We start from the raw sequence: 22458 nt of genomic DNA, 5'->3' as shown, positions 1-22458 counted from the left end.
CCGAACCCGCCCACCCGCGTCCGCCGCAGGGGCACCGGGTGGAACTGCGTGACGTCTGCTTCGCCTACGAGGTCGACCACGGGGCCGACCACGAGGTGCTGCGCGGCATCGACCTGGTGCTGGAGCCGGGGACGGTCACCGCGGTCGTCGGGCCGTCGGGAAGCGGCAAGTCCACGCTGGTCCAGCTGTTGCCGCGGTTCTTCGACCCCACCCACGGCTCGGTCCTTCTTGGCGGCGTCGATCTGCGCGAGATCGGCAGCCGGGAGCTGTATCGGCAGGTGTCCTTCGTCTTCCAGGACGTCCGTCTGCTGCGTGTCTCGGTCGCCGACAACATCGCGCTGGCGGCGCCGCGGGCCAGCCGCGACGACGTGGTCCGCGCCGCCCGGCTGGCCGACATCCACGACCGCATCCTCCAGCTGCCGCGCGGATACGACACGGTGCTCGGTGAAGAGACCAAGCTGTCCGGAGGCGAGGCGCAGCGGATCTCGATCGCCCGCGCGCTGCTGGCCGACGCGCCCGTTCTGGTGCTGGACGAGGCGACCTCCTTCGCCGACCCGCGGACCGGACAGGCGGTCCGCCAGGCCCTGGCGACGCTGAGCGGCGACCGCACGATCGTCGTCATCGCCCACCGGCTGGAGACGGTCGCCGACGCCGACACCGTCGTGGTGCTGGAGGACGGAGCGATCGTCGAACGCGGCCGTCCCGCCGACCTGCTGACACGAGGCGGAAGGTTCGCCGCGTTCTGGCGATCTCACCAGTCCGCCGAGATCGAAACCCACGATGGCCTGGTGCGAGGAGACGAGCCCCGATGATCCGAATGCTGCTGCGCGTGCTCGGAGACGAGTACGCCCGGGCCATGCGCCGCACCGTGATCCTGATGACGATCACCGCGGTGGTCGAAGGTCTGTCCTACGCGCTGCTGGTCCCGGTGCTGCGGGCGCTGCTCGGCAGCACGCCCGCGGACGCCGTGCCCTGGCTGGTCGCGTTCGGGGCCGCGGTCGCCCTCTACGCCGTGCTGCGCTACATCAGCGACTTGTCCGGCATGCGGGTCGGGACCACCATGTTGCGCGGCATGTATCACCGGCTCGGCGAGCACCTGGCCCGCCTCCCCCTCGGCTGGTACAACGCGGGTCGCATCGGCGAGGTGTCCGTCCTCGCCGGCCGCGGCCTCCTGCAAGCCATGGGCGTGGCCGCGCATCTGCTGGCACCGTTCATCTCCGCCCTGATCACGCCCCTGACCATCGTGGCCGTCATGACCGCCGTCAACTGGCGGATGGGGCTGGCCGCGTTGCTCGCCGCACCCGTCGTGGCGGCGATCCAGGCCTGGACGGCACGCGCGACGGTCGCCGCCGACGCCGAGCGTCACGAACGCGACCAGGAGGCCAGTGGGCGCGTCATCGAATTTCTCCAGGCCCAGCCGGTGCTGCGGACCGGCGGCCGGACCGGCGAACGCTTCCAGCTGCTCGACGACTCGCTGCTGGATGCCCAGCGCGCCTCCCGCCGTACCGTGCTGGCAACGCTGCCCAGCGCCGTGGGGCTGACGCTCACCGTGCAGGCGATCTTCACCGGGCTACTGGTCCTGGGCGCCTACCTCGCGCTCGGCGGGAGCATCGGCGCCGCGGAGATCCTGGCGATCCTGGTGCTTGCCGCCCGCTGCGCCGACCCGCTGCTGTCGCTGTCGGACATCGGCGGCAAACTCCGCGGCGCGCGTTCGGAGCTGGCCAGACTCGAGACGGTGCTGCGCACCGAGCCGCTGCGGGAACCTCACGAGCCGATCCAGCCGGCGCACCACGGCCTGGAGTTCGACGCCGTCACCTTCCGGCACGGCGAGCACACGGTGTTCGACGAGGTGACGCTCACCCTCCCCGAGGGACAGCGGCTCGCGGTCGTCGGGCCGTCCGGCGCGGGCAAGAGCACGCTGCTGCAACTGCTGGCGCGCTTCTACGACGTGGACGCCGGCGCGGTGCGTGTGGGAGGCGTGGACGTGCGCACGATCAGCACCGAGGAGTTGATGGCGCGGATCGCCATCGTCTTCCAGGATGTCTATCTCTTCGACGGCACGATCGAGGAGAACGTGCGCCTGGGCCGTCCCGACGCGGGCGTTGCCGAGGTGCGGGCGGCGGCGACCGCGGCCCGGCTGGACGACGTGATCGAGCGACTGCCCGGCGGATGGGCGGCGCATGTCGGCGAGGGCGGCGCGCTGCTGTCAGGCGGTGAGCGCCAGCGCGTCTCGATCGCGCGGGCGCTGCTGAAGAACGCGCCCATCGTGCTGCTGGACGAGGTGACCTCGGCGCTGGACCCGGTCAACGAGGCGGCCGTCCACGAGGGCATCCAGCGCCTGATGGCGGGCCGGACGGTCGTGATGGTGGCGCACCGGATGCGGACCGTCCGGCGCGCCGACCGCATCGTCTTTCTGGACGGCGGCCGGATCGTGGAGGAAGGCAGCCACGACGAGCTGCTCGACCACGGCGGCCGCTACGCCGAGATCTGGAACATCTCCATACCGGGCGTGGGTGGGCGTCGCAGTCCCACGCCCGTCGGTTCGGCTGCCGGGGGTCAGCATGGCCGGGTCCGCCATCGTGCGGGTTGCGGCCCACTGACCGGTGGCACCAGGGCGAGGTCCGCTGGAAACGAACCTCCTGACTAGTGCCGCGTCAGACGACGTTCGCCCTGGCTAGGCAGGGGTGATGATCTTTGTGATGCCTTCGGCGTCGCCGTGCACCACTGCGAATTCGAGGAGGTGAGACCGATCAACGCTGCGACTCCGGCCCAGCGTGTTCGGTCCGGACTGTTCGGCATGGCCGAGCGGGTGCAGGTGCGGGAGATCGATGATGACGAGGGTGTTCGTCCGCTGCGGATCCTGCGGCGCGGCACGGGATCGGTGGTGACCTGGCGGCGAGCCCAGATGGTGAACGCGCCGTCGAGGGCGCGCGCCTCGTCTATTTCGCTCTTGATGCCCTCTCGGATGGCCGGCTACGAGCCTGCCCTGGCCCGTCCTGGTCTTCCCACCCCTCTCGGTGCGCCGGCATCGGAGACTCGGCCGTTGACGGGAGGGTTGCGGCGATGCAGTCGAGGACGCGCTGGAGCCCGTACCGGAACTGGTCGTCGCGGCTCAGGTGCGGCCGGCGCGCCTCCATCACGATCTTGCTGAAGATCGGATAGTCCCCGCTCTCCAGCAACTGATGGACACGCGGGGAGCTCCGCGTCATCCACTCCGACTCGCTGAGCCCGCTGCGGCGGAATTCCCTGGCCGAGCTGATCTCCTCGCGGACGGTGCCCTCGATATAGCCGTTCAGCATGGCCATGAGGCCGAGGTTCTCGTCGATGGAGACGTGCGGGTCGAGGGCACCCATCACCCGTTCGATCTGGCGCAGCTGGTTGGGACCGAAGCTGGGCAGTGACCGCTGCACGGTGGCGATCCACGGGTGCCGCAGCCACATCGCCCGCAGCCCTTCGGCGTAGCGCGTCAGATCCGCGCGCCAGTCGCCGGAGGGCATGCCCTCGACGTCGACCTCGCCCTGCAGCCGGTCGGCGATGAGCTCGACGAGGTCGTCGCGGCTCGGGACGTACAGTCCCCATTCCCCTCGTCCAGCGGCGGCCGGGTCGATGTGAGGCGGGCGCGCAGGTCATCGAGGACCTCATCGGACACGTGGATCGGAACGGGCTTCAGGGGGAAGGCGCGCGGGGTGCTCATCGCGTGGTTCCTTACTGGGGTGTGCCGTCGGCCTGTTGGGCGGCGAGCCGGGACGACCTTCCGCCAGGATTCTCCGGCCCCCGGCCCGTCGGCCAAACACGATCTCCCCGACAGGGCGTCCCCCCGACCCGCAGCGGCTCGAAAAGCCGACAGCGAGTGATGAAACGCCGCTCCAGGTGGCCGATTCCACGCTCAGATTAACGACAGTATCTTCCGACAGGGAGAACGGGCTCCGTCCTCCAGGAGCCTCCGGTGCGGATCGCCGCCGACCGCTCGCCCACCGCGACCGGTCGGCGGCGGCCTTGCCACGCTGGGAGGAGCCGTAGCCGACGACCCAGAACGGAACAGCCTCAAGCGATCACCCACACCACAAACCCTCATCGTTGGGAGTGGTGCGGTCGGGACTCAAGTTCCTTCCCCGCCACTCCCCTGGAACCCCGATGTGGCGGGCTTCACCCATCACTCCCCTGCGGAGCTCTCCCCCTTGTGCGCCCGCCAGCCCGCTTCGGTGAGCAGGACATCTTCGCGGCCTGCCTGGCGGGACAGGCGGCCGTGTGCCCAGTTCGTGCGGGCGGCCAGGCGGCTGACGCGGACGCACTCCTCGTCCTACGCGGTCGCGACGACCGCGTAGTCGGCCATGGACAGGCATGCAACCCGCGCGAGGTCGACCGCGACGCACGGGGCACTACGCGAGGTCGACGCAGGTCTTTTTTTGAAGACGTACGGGCGGAGCCCGTACCTTGTTGGCGATTAGAAGTTCGTTATATATACCGTGCGCCTTTACAAAGTAAATCAAGGGCGAACCGTTACCCCGGGGGTGCAGACCAAGTGATCGTCGCTACGGTTTCGGCGTCTGGACGCCGGGATCGAGGCGAGGGACGGCCTGAAATGACCTGGATCGAGCGGACCGCCTATCCGCGGTTCAAGCGGCTGACGTCGGCGCGGGTACTGCACGTGTTCTTCACGCCCTCGCCGGAAGAGGTGGACTGGGCCGAAAAACGGACCGGCAGCCCGGAGTCGTGCTTCGCGCTGGTGCTGGCGTTGAAGTGCTTCCAGAGATGGCGCGCTTTTTCTCCCCGGACGAGATCCCCGAGATGGTGATCGACCACGTTCGGCGCTGCCTGGAGTTGGCCGACGACGTCTGGCCAGACCATGGCTCCTCCGGCAGTGCGAAGGCGCATCGCAAGCTGGTGCGCCAACGCCAGGGCGTGAAGCACGACGCGGGCCGGGGACATGGCTGTGCTCGGCTCGTACGAGTACGCCGACTGGAGCGCCCACCTGCTGCCCTGGGAAGAATGCCAGTCGAAACTGGCGGCGTTCTGCGAGGAGGTCGGGCTGCCCGACACCCCCGCCGGTTTCGTCGCCCACCTCAAGGACGCCCACCTGACGGCGGCCGCGCACCTGGACGCCGGCTATCTCCACAACGCCGACCTGGTCATCGACGAGGGCGGCGTGCCCACCCTCAAACGCCGCCGCGGCAAGGGCACCGATGCCGAGGCCGAGCGGCGTATGCCCGAACGCTCGCTGCTGTCGATCGTCGCGCGTTGCGCCCACTGGCTCACCTGGTATCGCCGCTTCGGTCCCGCCTTCGGCTCCGACCCCAAGATCAAGGACAAGTTGGGGCGGTACTCGCTGGCGGTGTTCACCGGCGGGATCAACATCGGTCCGTACGAGGCGGCCAAGCACATCGCCGGCGTCACCGCCCGCGAGCTGTCCATGGTCCGCAACCGGCACATCACCCTGAAGAAGCTGAACGCCGCGATCGCCGATGTGGTCAACGCCTTCGCCGAGCTGGACGTGGGCAAGGCCTGGGGGACGGCAACACGGTGGCCGCCGGGTGCCGCGCATCCGCAACTTTAGGACCTGATCTTCTTCCGCGCCTCTGAGAAGATCGCCTACCCGCACATCGACCAGCTGTTCGGCGAGAGCGGCCGCAACGTCATCGACTGGAAGCTGATCGAGAAGCACTGGGCCGACCTGATGCAGGTGGGGATTGCTCTGCTGCGCTATCTGGCCGACCCGGCGCTGCGGGCGCGCGGCACCGCCGCGACCAACAAAGTCGAGTCCTCCAACGGATATTCCAAGTGGCTCGGGTTCGGTGGGGTGCTGGCCGACAACGACCCCGTAGGGCAGGAGAAACTGATCAAGTTCAACACGCTGCTGGCCAACCTCGTCGTCTTCCACAACGCCCTGGACGTCTCCGACATCGTGCGCGACCTGATTGCTGAGGGCTGGCAAATCACCGCCGACCAGCTCGGCCAGATCGCGCCCCACCTACGTGCCCACATCAGCCGCTTCGGCGCCTACGCCACCGACGACCTACACCGCCAGCCCAACCCGTTCGATCCCCTCCTGAAGGAGGTCGACTTCACCGAAGTCGGCCTAGCCGCTTGATCGCCATCAGTCGGCCGCGATGGCTTCGATCTCGAGCAGCCATCGCTTGTCGAAGATTTCCGAGATGATCACCGTCAGTGCCGGGTGGTGATCGCCGAGGATTTCGCGGCGTATCGCCGAGTTGGTGTCGGCGTACTCGCGCTTCGAGAGGAACGTGGTGACCTTCACCAGGCTGGATACTCCAAGACCTGCGCCGGCCAGACACGCCAGGATGTTGTTCCACACGGTTCGGCATTGCGTCTCGAAGTCATCAGGTACGTGGCCGTCGGGGGGCTCGGGAATCTGTCCGCTGACGAAAACCAGCCGTGAGGCGCCGGTCACGGTCAGCGCTTGGACGTATCCCCCGAGCGCAGGAGGGGCGTCAGGTGGCTGAATGGGTGTGAAAACGACTCGATTTGCCGTCACTGTCGGGCCTTTCATGTGGTGACTTCGCTTGTGCTGGTGAGCGTTCGGTCCAAGGTCGCCAGGGCGGTTTCGGCCTCCGCGCGGGTGAGCACCAAAGGCGGTTTGATCTTCAACACGTTGCCGTGAGGGCCGTCCCGGGACAGCAGCATCCCATCCTCGCGGGCCAGCTCCACGACGCGCGCTGCCGCTTCAGCCGCAGGACGCTTGGTGGCCCGGTTTTCGACCAGGTCCACTCCGAGGAACAAGCCACGCCCCCGCGCGTCGCCAATGATCGGATGATGTGTGGACAACTCGGTCAGCCCTGCGGTCAGATACGTCCCGATCTGGGCCGCGTGCGCCATCAGTCGCTCATCGCGGCGCACGTCCAGGACCGCGAGGCCGGCGGCGCACGAGACCGGGTTGCCGCCGTAGGTAGTGAAGTACTCCATGCCGGTCTGGAAGGCGCGTGCAATGGCTGGTGTGGTGACCACGGCGCCGAGTGGGTGACCGTTCCCGATTGGCTTGCCCAGTGTCACAATGTCGGGCACCACGTCGTGTGCCTCGAATGCCCACATGTGGCTGCCGACGCGGCCGAATCCACACTGCACCTCGTCGGCGATGCACAGGGCGCCTGCCTCGCGTGCACCGGCGTACGCCGCCGCGAGGCAGCCCGGAGCCGGTTCGACCTGACCGGCGCAGCCCAGGATCGTCTCGTGCAAGAAGGCGGCCGGTGGTGCGTCGGCGCAGTGAGTGGCGACGTCGGTGGCGTAGCGCGGGCCGTCGTCGCCGTATTGTCCTCGGTACGGGTCGGGTAGTTCGCACACGCGCACCCGCGGCCCAGGCCCGTTGCCGCCGGCCCGGTTGAATTTGTACGGGCTCAGCTCGACGAGGGAGCTGAGGATGCCGTGATAGGCCCAGTCGAGGACGAGCACGTGCTCTCGGCCGGTCGCCGTCCGCGAGGGCATCAGCATCGCCCGCCACCGTCCAGGCTTGGGTGACCTCGGGCTGCGCTGCTAGAGCATCGGTAAGGGGGCCGCGTTGGGTGCCTGCCACAGCAGTGATCTCCATGAGGACCTCGATGCGGGTTCCGAACGCATCGGGAGCCAGCAGGACCGTGTATCCCCGGATCGCTCCTGACCGCTCCAGACGGTCCAGGCGGCGCTTGACGGAAGACGGAGCGAGATTGGCCGCTCGCGCCAGCACCTCGAGAGAAGCCCTGCCGTTCGATGTCAATTCCCGAAGAATCATGCGATCAGCAGCATCCACATGGAAGATTCTTGCATGAGCGTCGATCTCTACTCGCGGTACCGAGCGCCGCGGTCAGCTCCTGGCTCACCTGGTGCCGCACCATCAAACGCTGGGCGACGCCGTCGGTACCAGCCGAGGCAGAACGCCGTAAGGAAACCCCGGACGAGACCCGGATGACCCTGCACCGGCTACTGTCGCGCCGCGAGGTCCCGCTACGGGAGAAGACCCTGTGGCGGATGCTCTAAGAAACGGCCGCCAGAGCATCGGAGATTCTCGCGCTCAACGTCGAAGACCTCGACCTGGACAACCGGCGTGCCTCGTCACCTCCAAGGGCGGCGCGATCGAGTGGGTGTACTGGGACAGCGGGACCGCCCACCTGCTGCCCCGGTTGCTGCGCCTGCCGGACGGCACCTCACGCCTGCGGTGACGTGTCCGATCTGGACCGAATCCGGTGAACCTCACCGGTTGTAGAGCCTGCGTGCCCACAGATAACCGACCAGGGCGATACCCGCGCTCCACACAGCCGCCTCCAGGAAGCTGGACCTGGCCGGACGCCCGGCCAGCAGCGCGCGCAGCGTCTCGATGACAGGGGTAGCCGGCTGGTGCTCGGCGAACCAGCGCAAACCAGCCGGCATCGACTCGGTCGGGACGAAGCCGCTGCCGAGGAACGGCAGCAGCATCAGCGGCATCGGCAGGTTGATGGCCGTGGCCACGTTCTTGGTGACCATGGCGAGCGCGACCGACAGCCAGGTGATCGCGAAGGTGAACATGGCCAGCACACCGACCACGCCGAGCCAGTCCGGCACCGAGGCGGACGGGCGGAATCCGATCAGCAACGCCACCACGGTCACCATGGCAATCGCGAGGAACGTCTGCACCATCGCCCCGAGTACGTGCCCGGTGAGCACCGAGACGCGGGCGATGGCCATGGTCTTGAACCTGGCAATGATGCCCTCGGTCATGTCGGTCGCCACCGAGATCGCGGTCCCCTGCGCGGCCCCGACGATCGTCGTGATCATGATGCCGGGGGTGAGGTAACCGACGTAGGCGGCGCGGTCGGCGCCGATGCCCGCGCTCATGGTGCCGCCGAAGACGTAGACGAACAGCAGCAGGAACACCACGGGCACGGACGCGAACGTGAGAATCAGCGTGGGGTAGCGCCAGATGTGCTTGACCTGGCGGCGCAGCATCGTCGCCGAGTCGGTGACCGCTCTCATCGGGAGGGCTCCTTGGTCGAGGGCTCCTGGGTCAGGGCGAGGAAGACGTCGTCCAGGTCGGGTGTGTGCACCGACAGCTCGGCGACGTCGATGGCCTGTGCGTCGAGCCATTCCAGGAGTTTGCGCAGCGTGCTGACGCCGGTGTCGGGGATCTGCACCGTGAGGGACTCCTCGTCGCGCGAGGTGGCCCTCAGGTGGGAGGCCGCCCTGAGGTAACCGTCGGGGTCGGCGAAGCGTACGACGATGTGGCCGCCGGGGACCATGCGCTTGAGTTCCTCAGGGGTGCCCTCGGCCACCAGCCGCCCCTGGCTGAGCAGGGCGATGCGGTCGGCGAGTTCGTCGGCCTCCTCCAGGTATTGGGTGGTCAGGAAGATGGTCACGCCGTCCTGCTGGACGAGGTTCCGGACGATCTGCCACATGGTGCGGCGGCTGCGCGGGTCCAGGCCCGTGGTCGGTTCGTCGAGGAAGATGAGCCTGGGAGTGCCGACGAGGGTCATGGCGAGGTCGAGCCGGCGGCGCATGCCGCCCGAGTAGGTGGCCGCGGGGTTGCGCGCGGCGTCGGTGAGGTCGAAGCGCTCCAGCAGTTCACGGGCGCGCGTGCGGCCCTTGGCGCGGCCGAGGTGGAGCAGGTCGGCCATGAGTCGCAGGTTCTCCTCGCCGGTGAGGAAGCTGTCGACCGCGGAGAACTGGCCGGTGACGCCGATCGCGGCACGCACCTTGCCGGGTTCCCTGGCCAGGTCGTACCCGGCGACCCGGATCTCGCCCGCGTCGGCCTTGATCAGGGTGGACAGGATCTGCACTGTGGTGGTCTTGCCCGCGCCGTTGGGGCCGAGCAGCGAGAAGACGGTGCCCTGCGGGATGGTGAGGTCGATGCCGTCCAGGACGCGGTGGGCGCCGTAAGACTTACGCATCCCCGTCACCGAGACGAAGGTTCGCATCGCGTTCACCCCCGATCCCAGGTGACGGGCAGGCTGTGCACGCCGTACACCTGCGAGGGGTCGGTGCGCAGCGACAGCTCTTCAGCCGGTACGGCGAGCCGCAGCGTCGGGAAGCGGATGAGCAGCGCGGGAAACGCGACACGCATCTCGATGCGGGCAAGCTGCTGACCGAGGCACTGATGGACGCCGTGGCCGAAGGCCAGATGCCCGGCGGCCGAGCGGTGCAGATCGAGCACGTCGGGGTCGGGGAACCTGGCCGGGTCCCTGTTGGCGGCGTTGATCGCGATGATGACCGTGTCGCCCGCCTTGAGCCGCCTGCCGCCGAGCTCCACGTCCTCCAGCACGCCGCGCATACCGGTGGCGGCGACGGACAGGTAACGCAGCAGTTCCTCCACGGCGCCGGCGGCCAGGTCGGGGTCGCCGCGCAGGGCGGTGAGCTGGGCCGGGTTGCGCAGCAGGGCGAAGGTGCCGAGCGCGAGCATGTTGGCGGTGGTGTCGAGCCCGGCGCCGAGCAGGAACGCGGCCACGCCGCCGAGTTCCTCGTCGGCCAGGTCGCCGCCGGTGGCCAGGTCGCTGAGCAGGTCGCCGGTCGGCCTGGCCCGCTTGGCGAGCGCGAGCTCCCGCAGGTACGTGCCGATCTCGACGAAGGCGGCGTACTGCGCCTCGGCGGTCCCGGTGTCCGAAAGGGCCCGGGTGGAGCTCTGGAACTGGTCGCGGTCCCCGTACGGCACGCCGAGCAGGTCGCAGATCATCAGCGCTGGAACCGGCTGCGTGAAGTCCTCGACGAGGTCGGCGGGCGGCCCCTGCTGCTCCATCGCGTCGAGCCGCTCACGGGTGATCTCGGTGACCCGCTCGGTGAGCAGGTTCATTCTGCGGACGGTGAACTTGCCCGCCAGCAGCTTGCGGAAGCGGGTGTGCTGGGGTGCGTCCATGCCGGTCAGGTCGCCGGCGGGGGCGGGCGGCAGGTGCCCGCCCACCAGGGGGTGGTAGTGGGTTTCGTAGCGGGAGCTGAACCGTGGGTCGGCGAGGATCTGGCGGACCAGGTCGTATCCGGTGATCATCCAGACGCCGGGGGCGCCCTCGGGTGCGGCCAGGCGGGCGATCGGCTGCTCTGCGCGCAGGGCGGTGAGTGAAGGGGCGGGATCGAAGGGACCGGTGGGTGCGCGGTCGAAGGACAGAGTGACCGGCTCGTCGCGATAGTACTTGTTCATCACCATTGAAAGCTACGTTGCCTTCGGAAATTCTGTCAATCAACCAGCTCACATAAGCGCAGGTCAATGCCAGTAAAGTGATGCGTTGACGGTGGAGCTGAATGCAATGAAACATTGCATTGTGTGGCGCCCGAACGCAATCATGGTGTGGTGTCAGAAGGAAGGTTGACCCAGCAGGACCGCCGGCGCATCGCGACCGGCCTCGCAGAAGGACGTTCCTACGCCGAGATCGCCAGGCGGCTGGACCGGCCGACCTCGACGATCAGCCGCGAGGTCGGCCGCAACGGCGGCCCCGGCGACTACCGGCCCGAGCGGGCGCACCAGGCGGCAGCGCGGCGGGCGCGGCGCGGCACCCCGGCCCGTTCGGCCGCGGCCGAACCCCAGGACCGCAAGGTCTTCGAGGTGGAAGAGGGAGCCGTCGAACTGGCGGTCGGGATGGGCCTGCCGAAGATGGTGGCGCGCGTGCTCATCGGCCTGTGGCTGAGCGAGGACGGCAGGCTCACCGCGGCCGAGCTGTCGCGCGGGCTGAACGTCAGTCCCGCCTCGATCTCCATGGCGGTGGGCTACCTGACCCAGCAGGGGCTGATCAGGCGCGAGCGTGATCCGCAGCGGCGCCGCGACATCTACGTGGTCGACGACGACGCCTGGTACCACTCGACGGTGATCAGCTCGCGGCAGACGCTCGCGGCGGCGGAGGTCGCGAAGGCGGCGGGACAGACGCTCGGGCTCGGCACACCCGTGGGACGCCGCCTGGCCAGAGGCGGTGCGTTCCTGGAGCGGATCAGCCTGGACGCTCTGGCGTCGGCCGAACGCTGGCGCGGCCTCCCGCCGTGATCACACCGCTGGGATTGTGCCCCCGATTACACGTGCTGTGGTCCAATCGCCCTCTCAACACCCACGAGGCCCTGTTCGACCCGCGTAACGAAACTCCCCGCACCCAGCTCAACGCCAGCGGAACCATGTAGCGAAGCTCCGTGCGAGGCTCCCGAAGGCGGGCAACCGTCAGCCAGCCTGCGACGGGACGTCGCCGCCGCTACTGCTCAACCGCCTGCCGAGTTTGTCCAGTTCAGAAGACAGGCACCGGAGGGGATGTCCATGGTCCCGGCTCATGACCGAGAGGGACGATTCCGAACGAGATCTCGCAGTGTTGGTCGGACCTGGTGCCCAGCTGATCGGAAACTTCGACGGTGCTCACGTGTGGGAGCCGGCACAGCCGGTGATGCGAGCCACGGCGGCGGCGACGCCGTCTTCAGCGCCAACGTGTCCGGCCAGCATGCGGGCGGTCGGCGCCAGCTCTGCCGCGTTCTCAATGGCGGCGGCCAGCCGGGCGGCAGTGAGACGGCCCCGCAGCGGATCCGGGGCGACGCCGAGGTGGTGCAGGCGGGCGGCCCAGAACGGCTGATCGCCGACGAACGGGCGGACCACCTGAGGCACCCCCGCACGCAGGGCCGCTGAGACCGTGCCGACGCCGCCGTGATGAACGGCGACGGCGACGCGTGGCAGCAGCCAGCCGTGCGGTGCCTCCTCTATCACCAGGACATCGTCCGCGACCGCGCCCGGCCGCAGCGCTCCCCAGCCGGTGGCCAGCACGGCCCGGCGCCCGGCCATCCGGACACCTTCCAGGACGGCGGCGGTCAACAACTCGGGGTGATCTGTGGTCGAGCTGCCGAAGCCCACGTAGACGGGCGGTTCGCCCTGATCCAGGAAGCGAGCCAGCCGCTCGGGCGGAGTCCAGGTGTCGTCCGCGGGCATCGTCCAGAACCCGATGGGGCGAGCCGAGCCGGGCCAGTCAGCGGGCGCGGGCAGCAGATGCGTGCTCCAGGCGTGCAGCACGTTGCCGGTCTTGACCAGCTCGGCCATCGGCACGAAGCCGTCCTGCAGGCCGAGCGCCTCGGCCCGCCACCTGCGGATCGTGCCCCGGTACGGGGCCTCGACCGCGGCGGCGACCCGCCAGCTCGCCCGGTTGAGCGGGCCCGGCGGCCGCACCGGGAAGATGGGAGAAGGAAAGGCGGCCGTCGGCACGTACAGAGGGATCAGCAGACCGGCGAACGCCGGGACGCCGAGCTTCTCCGCGACGTAGGGCCCGCCGAGAGACTTGGGGTGGTACACGACGACGTCGGCCGGGCGCGCCGCGAGCGCCGCCTGATCGTCCAGGAGGCGGCGCAGGATCGGCCTGACCGATCGCGCGGCGGTGATGGCCGCGCGCACGCCCTGCCCCTTGACGGAGTCCTGCAGCGCGAACATCTCGTCGTTGAGCGGTACGAACTCCACCCCGTGCCCGGCCGCGAGCGGCTGGAACCGGCGGGGCGCGGCCAGGACCGGCCGGTGCCCGGCGGCCAGCAGCCCGCGCGCCAGCGCCAGGAACTGCTGGACGTCTCCGCGGCTGCCCACAGTGATCAGCAACGGTCTCATCGCTTGACCCTCAGTTCGTCCCACTCGTCCAGCAGGGCGGGGAAACGGTCCATCATGAACGCGTACATGTCCCGCATGAGCTCCAGACGTCGCCGACGCGCGGGGGCGTCGCCCACCGCCTTCAGACCCTGCTCGGCCAGCGCCCGGAAGCCCCCGAACTCGGCCATCTTGGCGCGGAAAGCGCGGGCGAAGACGTTCTCGGCCAGCCGGTAGCGGTCCCGCCCCGCACCCGAAACCGCTCGACCAGACCCGCCTGCTCCAGTTGCCGCAGCGCGATACTCATGCTGCTCTTGGCCACGGCCAGCCCCTCGGCCAGTTCGGGCGCGTCCGCGCTGCCCGATTCAGCAGTCAGGAGCCAACCCATCACCCGCCCAGCCGTCCGGCTCAGTCCCAACCGCGCATAGAAGAGCCCGGCGTCCTCCACGAACTGATCCACACCCATGGAAACCAATGTATCGGATTGTTCGGATTTATGCGAACAATCCGACCGAATGGCGAGGCGTGCTGCCCGGCGCAAGCTCTCGGGCGACCTGGACGCGCTCGCTCAAGCCCCTGAACCGTACCGACCGGTGTCTTCGCGTTGATCGCCATCCCCGTGCTCACTCTCATGGGCCTGATCGCCTGGATGTCCGGGCCGCCGGGATGCCGTACCGGGTCCGCGCGATGAGCGGTGAGGAGGTCGGCGTGCCTAGGGAAGGCGGCGCGCATACTGGCCAGGTTCTCCACACGTACGCCGCCGTCCCGCGTCCAGAAGATGACGCCGCTACCCGCCCACCGCTGCCCGCCACCCGACGGCGGCTTGGCGCCCTCGAAGGCCGAGGCGGTCCACCCAGCTGTACGCGTTGCTCGACGACAAGGTCGCCGGCACCGCAGTGAAGCGCCAACGGCTGCCCGCCGGTTCCTCGCTCCCGCGGGCGACGGGTGTTACTTCTCGGCCGTGCCGGGTTTCCCGCTGATGGACTTTTGATAGATATCCGCGTAGGTGCGTGAGTCCTTGATCAGGTCGTCGCAGAAGGCAGCGACATCGTTGCCGATGAGTTCCAGGACTCCCCTGTTGGCCGCGACGCCCTCCTCGAAGAAATCGATGATCCCTGAGAGCAGGGGCCCGTCGAGCAAGTCGATCGGTCCGACCTTGAAGACGTACCTCTGAATCTCCTTGTAGACGATCTGATAGTCCGGCGGGAGCGCCTTGACCCGCGCCATGTGTTCCCGCCACTGCCTCTTGCCCTCGATGATGTGCCGGATGCCCACGTCAGCCTCCTAGCCGGCCCAGTTTCCTGGCGACGTTCCTGTTCAACTGCTCGCGCCACCGGTCGCGATAGGTCCGAGCCCCTTCTCCGCCGGCCAGCGCCGCGCAGAAGCCCTCGATGTCGTCACCCAGCACCTCGTGAATGCTCTGCCCATCGGACGCCGTCTCTTCGAGCAGCCCCAGAGCACCGTCGAGAATCGGCATCAGGTTGCGGCCGGTGAAGTCCGAGTAGGGAAAAAGACGACCTTTGATCTCTTCCCACGCCGCCCGGTGGTCGGCCGGCAATGCCTCGGCCCGGACTTCGAACGCCTTCCATTCCCTGGTGAGATCGCTGCCTGTCATGGTCTCCCAGACTTTCATCTCCCGCCCTCCTTGAGCTTGTCGATCCGGGATGTGATGTACGCCCATTTCGCCCAGAACGTTGCGAGTTCTGCGCGCCCCGCGTCGTTGAGCGCATAGAACTTGCGCGGCGGGCCCAGCCCGGACGGTCGTTTCGTCACCTGGACGAGCCCGTTCTTCTCCAGCCGCAGCAGGATGGTGTAAACCGTCCCCTCCACGACGTCGGCGAAGCCGAGTTCGTTCAGCCGACGCGTGATGGCGTACCCGTAGGTCTCCTCGCTGCCGATGATCTCAAGCACGCAGCCCTCAAGCGTGCCCTTCAGCATCTCCGTCAGGTCGTCCATCGTGGGTCCTCTTCGGTCTCCTGGTACTTTGTAGCACCGAGTACTACTACAAAGTAGCACAGAGTAGTGAACCCGTGCCCCGTGAGCGCAGACCACGGCAACGATTCGAATCATCGGCCCGCCTGGACGGTCGGACGCCGCTGATCAGGGCGAGCCAGCACGGAGGGCTCGTCGTGTGACCAACCGGCCGCCGCCGGCACGGCGTGGAAGGGGCGCAACCCGGAGCCGACGTCGGCGCGCCCGCGAACACGGCGAGCGGGTCGGAAGACAGCGAAGCGGACCGTCAGTAAGTGGCCCGGCCGCCGCTGATGTCGTAGACGGCGCCGGTGGAGAAGCTGACCTTGTCGGAGGCCAGCCAGGCGATCAACTCGGCGACCTCCTCCGGCTTTCCGACGCGGGGATGAGGCTGGTGATGTGAGCCAGGGCCTCGGGGCCGGTGCCGGCGTTCATCGGGGTCTCGATCACGGCGGGGGCGGCCGGGTCGGTGACGTCCACGACGAGGTCGGCACCGTCGGCGACGTCGAGCGTGATCACTTTGACGCCGTCGGCTTCGAGACGGAGGGCGGCGGCCTTGCCCAGGCCGCTGACGCCGCCGGTGACGAGGGCGGTGCGGGACATGGAGGTCCTCTCAGTGGGATTCGCGGGCCACGTGGTCGCCGCTGGAGCCGACGAGGAAGTCGAGGTCGGCGCCGGTGTTGGCCTGCCGCACGGTCTCGACGTAGAGGCGCTGCCAGCCGCGGGAGGGGCGGGCGAACGCCTGCGTCATCTCCGGTGACGGCCGGCGGGCGGCCAGTTCCTCCGCGGGAAGGTCGATGTCGAGGCGGCGGTTCTCGACGTCCAGGATGATCACGTCGCCGGTGCGGACGAGGCCGAGGGGCCCGCCGGCGGCGGCCTCGGGGGCGACGTGCAGCACGACGGTGCCGTAGGCGGTGCCGCTCATCCGCCCGTCGCAGATGCGTACCATGTCGCGCACGCCCTGGGCGAGCAGCTTGGGCGGCAGCGGCATATTGGACACTTCGGGCATGCCGGGGTAGCCCTTGGGGCCGCAGCCGCGCAGGATCAGCACCGAGTCGGGGGTGATGTCCAGGTCGTCGAGGCGGGCGTGCAGGTTCTCGATGGAATCGAACACCACGGCCGGGCCACGGTGCTTGAGCAGGTGCGGTGAGGCGGCGGCGGGCTTGATGACGGCACCGCCGGGGGCGAGGTTGCCATACAGGACGGCGATGCCGGCGTCCTGCTGGAGAGGTTCGCCGCGGGTGCGGATGACCTCGGGGTCGTGAATCGTCACGTTCTCGAGGTGGCCGACCAGGGGCTCTCCGGTGACGGTGATCGTCTGGGGGTCGAGCAGGTCGCGTACCTGGTGGAGCACGGCGTGCAGGCCGCCCGCGCGGTACAGGTCGTCCATCAGGTGGCGGCCCGCCGGTTGCAGATCCACCAGGAGGGGGACGCCGGAGCCGGTGCGGTCGAAGTCGTCCTGGGTCAGTTCGACGCCGAGCCGGCCGGCGATGGCCAGCAGGTGGACGACGGCGTTGGTGGAGCCGCCGAGCGCGGCCAGAGCGACGATGGCGTTGAGGAACGAACCGCGCGTCAGGACGGTGCTGGGACGGCGTTCGGCGGCGATCATCCCGACGATCAGACGGCCGGTCTCGTGGGCGCCTTCCAGCAGGCGGCTGTCGGGGGCGGGGGTGCCGGCCAGACCGGGCAGGGTCATGCCGAGCACTTCGGCCAGCAGGCCCATGGTGGAGGCGGTGCCCATCGTGTTGCAGTGGCCTTTACTTCGGATCATCGACGACTCCGAGCGCAGGAACGCCTCGCCGCCGAGTGTGCCGGCGCGTACCTCTTCGCTGAGTTTCCACACGTCCGTGCCGCAGCCCAGCGCGGCGCCGCGGAAGTGTCCCGTGAGCATGGGCCCGCCCGGCACCACCACGGCGGGCAGGTCCACCGATGCGGCGGCCATCAGCAGGGCGGGGATGGTCTTGTCACAGCCACCCAGCAGCACCACGCCGTCGATCGGGTTGGCGCGCAGCATCTCCTCGATGGCCATCGCCGCCATGTTGCGCCAGAGCATCGCGGTGGGCCGGACGTTCGTCTCGCCGAGGGAGACGACCGGCAGGTTCAGCGGCACGCCGCCCGCCTCCCACACGCCGCGCTTGACGTGCTCGGCGACCTCGTTCAGATGCATGTTGCAGGGGGTGAGGTCGGAGGCGGTGTTGGCGATGGCGATGTGCGGCCGGCCGTCGAACGTGTCGGACGGCAGCCCGCGCCGCATCCACGCCCGATGGATGTAGGCGTTGCGGTCGCTACCGGCGTACCACTGAGCGCTTCGGCTCTCCGCCATCAGGCCACCACTCTTTCCATTAATTGGAACTTTGCTCCGACTTATGAAACCCAGCAGAAGAGTAACCCCACACGTCACTAGGCGGAATCCGCGTCGAGAAGAACTTCCGTTCTATGGAATGGTGGTCTAACGTTCGGAACGTGTCCGAGCTGATCGACGAGCCCAAGCTCGTCGGGTCCGACCGCGTGCTGGCGGTGCTGGCTGAGCTGGCCCGCCATCCCGACGGGATCGGGCTGGAGGAGATGGCCCGCGCGGTCGCCAGCGCGAAGCCGACCGTGCACCGGGCGCTGGCCGCACTGCGCCGTGCCGGGTTCGCCGCGCAGAACGGTCATGGCCGCTACGTGCTGGGAGATGAGTTCCTGCGGATGGCTTTCGCCCATCACCAGGCCCGGCCCGATCATGTGCGGGTCACCCCGGTGCTCAAGGCGCTGTGCGACCGGTACGGCGAGACGGTGCACTACGCGGTGCTGGACGGCGACTCGGTGGTCTACCGCTCCAAGCTGGACCCGGCGGCCGGCGCGGTCCGGCTCACCTCGGTCGTCGGCGGGCGCAACCCCGCACATTGCACGGCCGTCGGCAAGCTCCTGCTGGCCCATGTCCTGCCGGACGAGGACGCGGTCCGCGCGTGGGTGGGCGACCGGGCACTGGAGCGCCGCACCGAGCGCTCCATCACCACCTTGGAGGGCCTGCACACCGAGCTGAAGGGCGTTCGCGAGCGGGGTTACGCCGTCGACGATCAGGAGAGCGAGCCAGGCGTCAACTGCCTGGCGGTTCCGGCGTACCTGACCTCTCCCACGACGCCCAGCGGTGCGATCAGCGTCAGCGGCCTGGCCTACCGGACCCCGTTGCGGACGCTCATCGACGACGTGGCCGCCATCCGTGCCATCGTCACGGGGAAGAAACCCACGTGAAGTTCACCTCGGCCCCGGCCTCGGCGCGCCCGGCCGCACCAGATCCTGTGCATCGGCCTGGACTCCAGCGACCACGCCGCCGAGACCGGCCAGGCCGTCCCGGCCGAGCCGATCCTGTTCACCAAGTCGCCCAACACGCTCATCGGCCCGTACGACGACGTGCGCATCCCGCGCGGCTCGACCACGACCGACCTGGAGGAGGAGCTGGGCATCGTCATCGGCCGCCGCACCTCCTACCTCGGCTCGGTCGAAGAATCGACGGCCTCGGCACCCAGCGCCAGCACGTCGCGGGAGCCCGATAGATGCGTACTGTGATCCTGACGGGCCCTGGTGAGGCTGAGGTCCACGAGGTCGAACCGCCTGTCGCCAGGCCAGGTGAAGTGGTGGTGGACATCGAGCGGGCCGGTGTGTGCGGCACGGACGTCGAGCTGTTCACCGGCGCGATGAGCTACCTGCACACCGGCCGTTCGTGGTACCCGCTCCGTCCCGGCCACGAGTGGTGCGGGCGCGTCAGCTCGGTGAGCGAGGGCGTGAGCCCTTCATGGCTCGGACAGCGAGTCACCGGCGACACCATGCTCGGCTGCGGTCACTGCGACCGCTGCCGGGCCGGCCGCCACCACGTGTGCGCTGAGCTTGCCGAGATCGGCATCAGCCGGGGCCGCCCGGGCGCGCTCGCCGAGCAACTCGCGGTGCCCGCCACGGCCCTGCACCACCTGCCGGACATCGTGGATCCCGCTCTCGGCGCCCTCGTCGAGCCCGGAGGCAACGCTCTGCGGGCCGTCCGCGCCGCGGGGCTGGAGGCGGGCGAGCGGGTTCTGGTCTTGGGCACGGGCACGATCGGCCTCCTCACGGCGCTGTTCGCCCGGGCCGACGGAGCCGAGGTCCACGTGATGGGGCGCGACGACCACGGTCTACACCTAGCCGAGAGCCTCGGCTTCACCGATGCCTGGACCCGGGGGGCACTGCCGTCGCTATCCTGGGATGCCGTCATCGACGCGTCCAATGCGCCCGAGTTGCCCGCTCTCGCGCTCGACCTCGTCGAGCCCGGCCGGCGTGTCGTCTACATCGGCCTGGCCGGTACCCCGTCCGGGATCGACACCCGCGATCTGGCGCTCAAGGACGTCACCGCCGTCGGCATCCTCGGCGGCTCGGCCGGCCTGGCCGGAGCCATCGCCGCCTACGCCGGCGGCTCGGTCGACGCCAGCCCGCTCGTGGCCGCCACGGTCGGCCTCACCGAGACCGCCGGCGTCCTCGCCGGACGCCGGCCGACCGGTGCCGGGCCGGGCCCTAAGATCCACATCGACCCGCGACGATAAGAGAGTATGAACGTGATCGATATGGCGGACCCCGCTCTCCTCGCCGCGGTGGAGACCGCCGTTCCTGGCATCACCAGGGCGCGGGTGAGCGACCGGCTCGGCATGGCCCACGACGCCTCGCACTACCTGCTCACCCCGCAGGCGGTGGTGGTGCCCGAGAGCGCCGAGCAGGTCGGCGCGCTGCTGCGTACCGGTCTTCCCCTCACCTTCCGCTCAGGTGGCACCAGCCTGAGCGGGCAGGGTGTCACCGAGCATCTCCTCGTGGACACCCGTCGCCACTTCCGCGGGATCGAGGTGCTGGACGACGGGCAGCGGGTGCGAGTGCAGCCGGGCGCGGTGCTGCGGCACGCCAACGCCCGCCTCGCCCCGTACGGCCGCAAGCTCGGCCCCGACCCGGCCAGCGAGTCGGCGTGCACGATCGGCGGCGTGGTGGCCAACAACTCCAGCGGCATGACCTGCGGCACGCACGCGAACACGTACCGGACCCTGGAATCGATGACGATCGTGCTGCCCAGCGGCACCGTCCTCGACACCGGCGCCCCCGACGCCGACAAGCGCCTGCGCACGCTCGAACCCGAGCTGGCGCAGGGCCTGGAACGGCTGCGCGACCGCGTGCGGGCCAATCCCGGCTCGGTCCGCCGGATCACCGCCCAGTTCTCGCTCAAGAACACCATGGGGTACGGCCTCAACAGCTTCCTCGACCACGACTCCCCCGCGCAGATCCTCGCCCATCTCGTCATCGGCAGCGAGGGCACGCTCGGCTTCGTCGCCGAGGCGGTCTTCCGCACGGTGCCCGCCCACCGGCTGGCCGCCACCGGCCTGCTCGTCTTCCCCACCCTGAGCCAGGCCATGGCCTCCATGCCTGACCTGGTCGCCGCCGAGCCAGCCGCCGTCGAGCTGCTGGACGCCGAATCCCTGCGCGTGGCCCAGACCGACCCGAAGGCGGACGACGTCCTGCGTACCCTCACCGTCGCCGAGCACGCAGCGCTCCTCGTCGAATGGCAGGAATCGCACTCCGATCATCTGTCCGACCGCGAACGCGCCGCCGACGAGCTGTTCCCCTCGTTGTCGCTGGCGGCGCCCGCCCGTCTCAGCAGGGACTCCGGCGACCGGGCGGCGTTGTGGCACATCCGCAAGGGCCTGTACGCCTCGGTCGCCGGCGCCCGCCCCAGCGGCACCACCGCCCTGCTGGAGGACGTCGCCGTCCCGGTGCCTGCCCTGGCCGAGCTCTGCGACGAGCTGACCGCCCTGTTCGTCCGGCACCGCTACGAGCGCAGCGTCATCTTCGGCCATGCCAAGGACGGCAACCTGCACTTCATGCTCAACGAGCGCTTCGACACCGAACTGGAGCGCTACGCCGCCTTCACCGAGGACATGGTCGAGGCGGTCCTGTCCGGAGGCGGCACGCTCAAGGCCGAGCACGGCACCGGCCGGGTCATGGCGCCGTTCGTGCGCCGCCAGTACGGCGACGAGCTGTACGAGGTGATGCGCGAGATCAAGCGCCTGTGTGACCCGAAGGGCACTCTCAACCCCGGCGTCGTCCTCACCGAGCGCGACGACGCCCACCTGCGCGACCTCAAGGCCGTCGTCACCGTCGAGCCCGAGGTGGACCGCTGCGTGGAGTGCGGCTACTGCGAGCCCGTCTGCCCGAGCCGCGACCTGACCACCACCCCGCGCCAGCGCATCGTGCTGCGCCGCGAGCTGGCCACCGCCGTTTCCGCCGGCGACCATGCCCTCGCCCGCGAGCTGGAATCCGAGTACGCCTACGACGCCGTGGACACCTGCGCCGTGGACGGCATGTGCGCCACCGCCTGCCCTGTCGGCATCAACACCGGCGACCTGACCAAGCGCCTGCGCGCCGAACGCCACGGCCGCCTGGCGCAGCAGGGCTGGAAGACGGCCGCCAAGCACTGGGACGGCGTCACCCGGGCGATGAACCTGGCGCTGGACACCGCCGCCGCCACCCCGCCTGCGCTTCCCGAGGCCGCAAGCCGCGCCGCCCGCGCCCTCACCACCCCGGAAACCGTCCCCCAGTGGGGCCGCGACCTGCCGCGCGGCGGGCTGCGTCGCCGCCCTGCGCCGAATCCCGAGGCCGACGCGGTCTACCTTCCGTCATGCCTGAACACCATGTTCGCCCCCGCCGACGGCGGGCCCGGCGTGATGATCGCGTTCGCGCGACTGGCCAGGCGCGCGGGCGTGCGGCTGCACGTCCCGGAGGGAATCGGTGGGCTGTGCTGCGGTACACCCTGGTCCTCCAAGGGGTACACCGACGGCTACGAGACGATGGGCGACCGCGTGCGCGCCACGCTCCTGGAAGCCACTGACGGTGGCCGCATCCCGGTCATCTGCGACGCCGCCTCCTGCACCGAGGGCTTCCATCGCCTCGCGGAGGCGCTGCCCGTCCAGGTGCTCGACGCCGTCGCCTACACCGCCCAGCACCTCCTGCCCCGCCTCCCCCAGCCC

23 protein-coding genes and 2 pseudogenes are annotated in these 22458 nt (G+C 69.5%); 8 read left to right on the top strand and 17 right to left on the bottom strand.

The window, feature by feature from the left end:
• Together E1294_RS41855 and E1294_RS41850 are read left to right on the top strand one after the other, a co-directional pair.
• The coding region (locus E1294_RS41855) for an ABC transporter ATP-binding protein (protein WP_132516630.1) at positions 1–812 on the top strand (812 nt) is incomplete at its 5' end.
• Positions 809–2647, top strand: a complete 1839-nt coding sequence (locus E1294_RS41850; protein ID WP_132516628.1) for an ABC transporter ATP-binding protein — start codon at positions 809–811, stop codon at positions 2645–2647. The genes E1294_RS41855 and E1294_RS41850, both read left to right, overlap by 4 nt.
• Positions 2648–2939: 292 nt before the next feature.
• Here E1294_RS41850 and E1294_RS41840 read toward each other — a convergent pair whose 3' ends face one another.
• Both E1294_RS41840 and E1294_RS41830 read right to left on the bottom strand, forming a co-directional pair.
• Positions 2940–3497 carry a TetR/AcrR family transcriptional regulator C-terminal domain-containing protein gene (locus tag E1294_RS41840; protein WP_246083668.1) on the bottom strand — a complete coding sequence of 186 codons (558 nt, stop codon included), beginning with the start codon at positions 3495–3497 and terminating at the stop codon, positions 2940–2942.
• A 1108-nt stretch (positions 3498–4605) separates the two neighbouring features.
• Entirely contained in the window at positions 4606–4848 is a 243-nt protein-coding gene (locus tag E1294_RS41830; protein WP_132516624.1) for a hypothetical protein, read from the bottom strand.
• 67 nt (positions 4849–4915) lie between these two features.
• On the opposite strand from E1294_RS41830, the pseudogene E1294_RS58490 reads away from it, so the two are divergent.
• Positions 4916–6088 (top strand): annotated as a pseudogene (locus E1294_RS58490) (Tn3 family transposase); the annotation flags it as partial.
• Positions 6089–6094: 6 nt separating this feature from the next.
• Here the strand turns inward: E1294_RS58490 and E1294_RS41815 are convergent.
• The 6 genes and pseudogenes from E1294_RS41815 to E1294_RS41785 form a co-directional block, all read right to left on the bottom strand.
• Positions 6095–6508 (bottom strand): RidA family protein, encoded by a 414-nt coding sequence (locus tag E1294_RS41815; protein ID WP_132516618.1) that lies wholly within the window; start codon positions 6506–6508, stop codon positions 6095–6097.
• Positions 6505–7443: an aminotransferase class III-fold pyridoxal phosphate-dependent enzyme gene (locus E1294_RS41810; RefSeq protein ID WP_132516616.1), complete on the bottom strand. Its 939-nt coding sequence runs from the start codon at positions 7441–7443 to the stop codon at positions 6505–6507. Before E1294_RS41810 ends, E1294_RS41815 begins: the two co-directional genes overlap by 4 nt.
• A gap of 211 nt (positions 7444–7654) precedes the next feature.
• Positions 7655–7720: pseudogene (locus E1294_RS58485) on the bottom strand (hypothetical protein); the annotation flags it as partial.
• A 458-nt stretch (positions 7721–8178) separates the two neighbouring features.
• Entirely contained in the window at positions 8179–8937 is a 759-nt protein-coding gene (locus E1294_RS41795; RefSeq protein WP_132516614.1) for an ABC transporter permease, read from the bottom strand.
• The gene (locus E1294_RS41790; RefSeq protein ID WP_132516612.1) at positions 8934–9875 is read right to left on the bottom strand and encodes an ATP-binding cassette domain-containing protein; all 942 of its coding nucleotides are present in this window, start codon (positions 9873–9875) and stop codon (positions 8934–8936) included. The genes E1294_RS41795 and E1294_RS41790 overlap by 4 nt, the downstream gene beginning before the upstream one ends.
• A 5-nt stretch (positions 9876–9880) precedes the next feature.
• Positions 9881–11086: a cytochrome P450 gene (locus tag E1294_RS41785; RefSeq protein WP_132516610.1), complete on the bottom strand. Its 1206-nt coding sequence runs from the start codon at positions 11084–11086 to the stop codon at positions 9881–9883.
• A 165-nt stretch (positions 11087–11251) separates the two neighbouring features.
• Here E1294_RS41785 and E1294_RS41780 point away from each other — a divergent pair, with 165 nt between their 5' ends.
• Complete coding sequence (locus E1294_RS41780) at positions 11252–11920, top strand: helix-turn-helix domain-containing protein (protein WP_132516608.1); 669 nt, start codon at positions 11252–11254, stop codon at positions 11918–11920.
• A 357-nt stretch (positions 11921–12277) separates the two neighbouring features.
• On the opposite strand, the gene E1294_RS41775 is transcribed toward E1294_RS41780, so the two are convergent.
• The 9 genes from E1294_RS41775 to E1294_RS41745 all read right to left on the bottom strand — a co-directional run bounded on the left by E1294_RS41775 (position 12278) and on the right by E1294_RS41745 (position 17768).
• Positions 12278–13498 carry a glycosyltransferase gene (locus E1294_RS41775; RefSeq protein WP_132516606.1) on the bottom strand — a complete coding sequence of 407 codons (1221 nt, stop codon included), beginning with the start codon at positions 13496–13498 and terminating at the stop codon, positions 12278–12280.
• Positions 13495–13665, bottom strand: a complete 171-nt coding sequence (locus tag E1294_RS53505) for a hypothetical protein (RefSeq protein ID WP_165977766.1) — start codon at positions 13663–13665, stop codon at positions 13495–13497. The genes E1294_RS41775 and E1294_RS53505 overlap by 4 nt, the downstream gene beginning before the upstream one ends.
• A complete protein-coding gene (locus E1294_RS58480) occupies positions 13620–13940 on the bottom strand; it encodes a GbsR/MarR family transcriptional regulator (protein WP_132516604.1) in 321 nt (106 codons plus the stop codon). Before E1294_RS58480 ends, E1294_RS53505 begins: the two co-directional genes overlap by 46 nt.
• 482 nt (positions 13941–14422) lie before the next feature.
• Positions 14423–14749, bottom strand: coding sequence for a DUF1048 domain-containing protein (locus E1294_RS41765; protein WP_132516602.1), 327 nt, complete (start codon positions 14747–14749; stop codon positions 14423–14425).
• A gap of 1 nt (position 14750) precedes the next feature.
• Positions 14751–15107, bottom strand: coding sequence for a DUF1048 domain-containing protein (locus E1294_RS41760; RefSeq protein WP_132516600.1), 357 nt, complete (start codon positions 15105–15107; stop codon positions 14751–14753).
• Entirely contained in the window at positions 15104–15430 is a 327-nt protein-coding gene (locus E1294_RS41755) for a PadR family transcriptional regulator (protein ID WP_132516598.1), read from the bottom strand. Before E1294_RS41755 ends, E1294_RS41760 begins: the two co-directional genes overlap by 4 nt.
• Before the next feature lie 283 nt (positions 15431–15713).
• The gene (locus tag E1294_RS55050) at positions 15714–15797 is read right to left on the bottom strand and encodes a hypothetical protein (RefSeq protein ID WP_246083670.1); all 84 of its coding nucleotides are present in this window, start codon (positions 15795–15797) and stop codon (positions 15714–15716) included.
• Positions 15794–16048 (bottom strand): hypothetical protein, encoded by a 255-nt coding sequence (locus E1294_RS41750; RefSeq protein ID WP_220448239.1) that lies wholly within the window; start codon positions 16046–16048, stop codon positions 15794–15796. Before E1294_RS41750 ends, E1294_RS55050 begins: the two co-directional genes overlap by 4 nt.
• A gap of 10 nt (positions 16049–16058) precedes the next feature.
• Complete coding sequence (locus E1294_RS41745; RefSeq protein WP_132516596.1) at positions 16059–17768, bottom strand: IlvD/Edd family dehydratase; 1710 nt, start codon at positions 17766–17768, stop codon at positions 16059–16061.
• A 140-nt stretch (positions 17769–17908) separates the two neighbouring features.
• Between E1294_RS41745 and E1294_RS41740 the strand changes: the two genes are divergently transcribed.
• The 4 genes from E1294_RS41740 to E1294_RS41725 all read left to right on the top strand — a co-directional run.
• Complete coding sequence (locus E1294_RS41740) at positions 17909–18679, top strand: IclR family transcriptional regulator (RefSeq protein ID WP_246083666.1); 771 nt, start codon at positions 17909–17911, stop codon at positions 18677–18679.
• A gap of 42 nt (positions 18680–18721) precedes the next feature.
• Positions 18722–18994 (top strand): fumarylacetoacetate hydrolase family protein, encoded by a 273-nt coding sequence (locus E1294_RS41735; RefSeq protein ID WP_342775143.1) that lies wholly within the window; start codon positions 18722–18724, stop codon positions 18992–18994.
• Positions 18982–19995 carry a zinc-dependent alcohol dehydrogenase gene (locus tag E1294_RS41730; RefSeq protein WP_132516592.1) on the top strand — a complete coding sequence of 338 codons (1014 nt, stop codon included), beginning with the start codon at positions 18982–18984 and terminating at the stop codon, positions 19993–19995. Before E1294_RS41735 ends, E1294_RS41730 begins: the two co-directional genes overlap by 13 nt.
• A 6-nt stretch (positions 19996–20001) precedes the next feature.
• On the top strand, positions 20002–22458 hold a 2457-nt coding region (locus E1294_RS41725; protein WP_132516590.1), incomplete at its 3' end, for an FAD-binding and (Fe-S)-binding domain-containing protein.

Source organism: Nonomuraea diastatica (assembly GCF_004349015.1).
GTDB lineage: Bacteria > Actinomycetota > Actinomycetes > Streptosporangiales > Streptosporangiaceae > Nonomuraea > Nonomuraea diastatica.
Note: the sequence above shows the minus strand (reverse complement) of the source record. Positions and strands in the feature narration are given on the sequence as shown.

What these genes read in the sequence shown, in the direction of transcription:
- E1294_RS41850 (WP_132516628.1), top strand. Translation starts at nt 809, where the DNA reads ATGATCCGAATGCTGCTGCGCGTGCTCGGAGACGAGTACGCCCGGGCC.
- E1294_RS41745 (WP_132516596.1), bottom strand. Translation starts at nt 17,768, where the DNA reads ATGGCGGAGAGCCGAAGCGCTCAGTGGTACGCCGGTAGCGACCGCAAC.
- E1294_RS41810 (WP_132516616.1), bottom strand. Translation starts at nt 7,443, where the DNA reads ATGCTGATGCCCTCGCGGACGGCGACCGGCCGAGAGCACGTGCTCGTC.
- E1294_RS41815 (WP_132516618.1), bottom strand. Translation starts at nt 6,508, where the DNA reads ATGAAAGGCCCGACAGTGACGGCAAATCGAGTCGTTTTCACACCCATT.
- E1294_RS41830 (WP_132516624.1), bottom strand. Translation starts at nt 4,848, where the DNA reads ATGGTCTGGCCAGACGTCGTCGGCCAACTCCAGGCAGCGCCGAACGTG.
- E1294_RS58480 (WP_132516604.1), bottom strand. Translation starts at nt 13,940, where the DNA reads ATGGGTGTGGATCAGTTCGTGGAGGACGCCGGGCTCTTCTATGCGCGG.
- E1294_RS41790 (WP_132516612.1), bottom strand. Translation starts at nt 9,875, where the DNA reads ATGCGAACCTTCGTCTCGGTGACGGGGATGCGTAAGTCTTACGGCGCC.
- E1294_RS41755 (WP_132516598.1), bottom strand. Translation starts at nt 15,430, where the DNA reads ATGGACGACCTGACGGAGATGCTGAAGGGCACGCTTGAGGGCTGCGTG.
- E1294_RS41750 (WP_220448239.1), bottom strand. Translation starts at nt 16,048, where the DNA reads ATGTCCCGCACCGCCCTCGTCACCGGCGGCGTCAGCGGCCTGGGCAAG.
- E1294_RS41730 (WP_132516592.1), top strand. Translation starts at nt 18,982, where the DNA reads ATGCGTACTGTGATCCTGACGGGCCCTGGTGAGGCTGAGGTCCACGAG.
- E1294_RS41760 (WP_132516600.1), bottom strand. Translation starts at nt 15,107, where the DNA reads ATGAAAGTCTGGGAGACCATGACAGGCAGCGATCTCACCAGGGAATGG.
- E1294_RS41795 (WP_132516614.1), bottom strand. Translation starts at nt 8,937, where the DNA reads ATGAGAGCGGTCACCGACTCGGCGACGATGCTGCGCCGCCAGGTCAAG.
- E1294_RS41785 (WP_132516610.1), bottom strand. Translation starts at nt 11,086, where the DNA reads ATGAACAAGTACTATCGCGACGAGCCGGTCACTCTGTCCTTCGACCGC.
- E1294_RS41840 (WP_246083668.1), bottom strand. Translation starts at nt 3,497, where the DNA reads ATGCCCTCCGGCGACTGGCGCGCGGATCTGACGCGCTACGCCGAAGGG.
- E1294_RS53505 (WP_165977766.1), bottom strand. Translation starts at nt 13,665, where the DNA reads ATGGCCGAGTTCGGGGGCTTCCGGGCGCTGGCCGAGCAGGGTCTGAAG.
- E1294_RS41775 (WP_132516606.1), bottom strand. Translation starts at nt 13,498, where the DNA reads ATGAGACCGTTGCTGATCACTGTGGGCAGCCGCGGAGACGTCCAGCAG.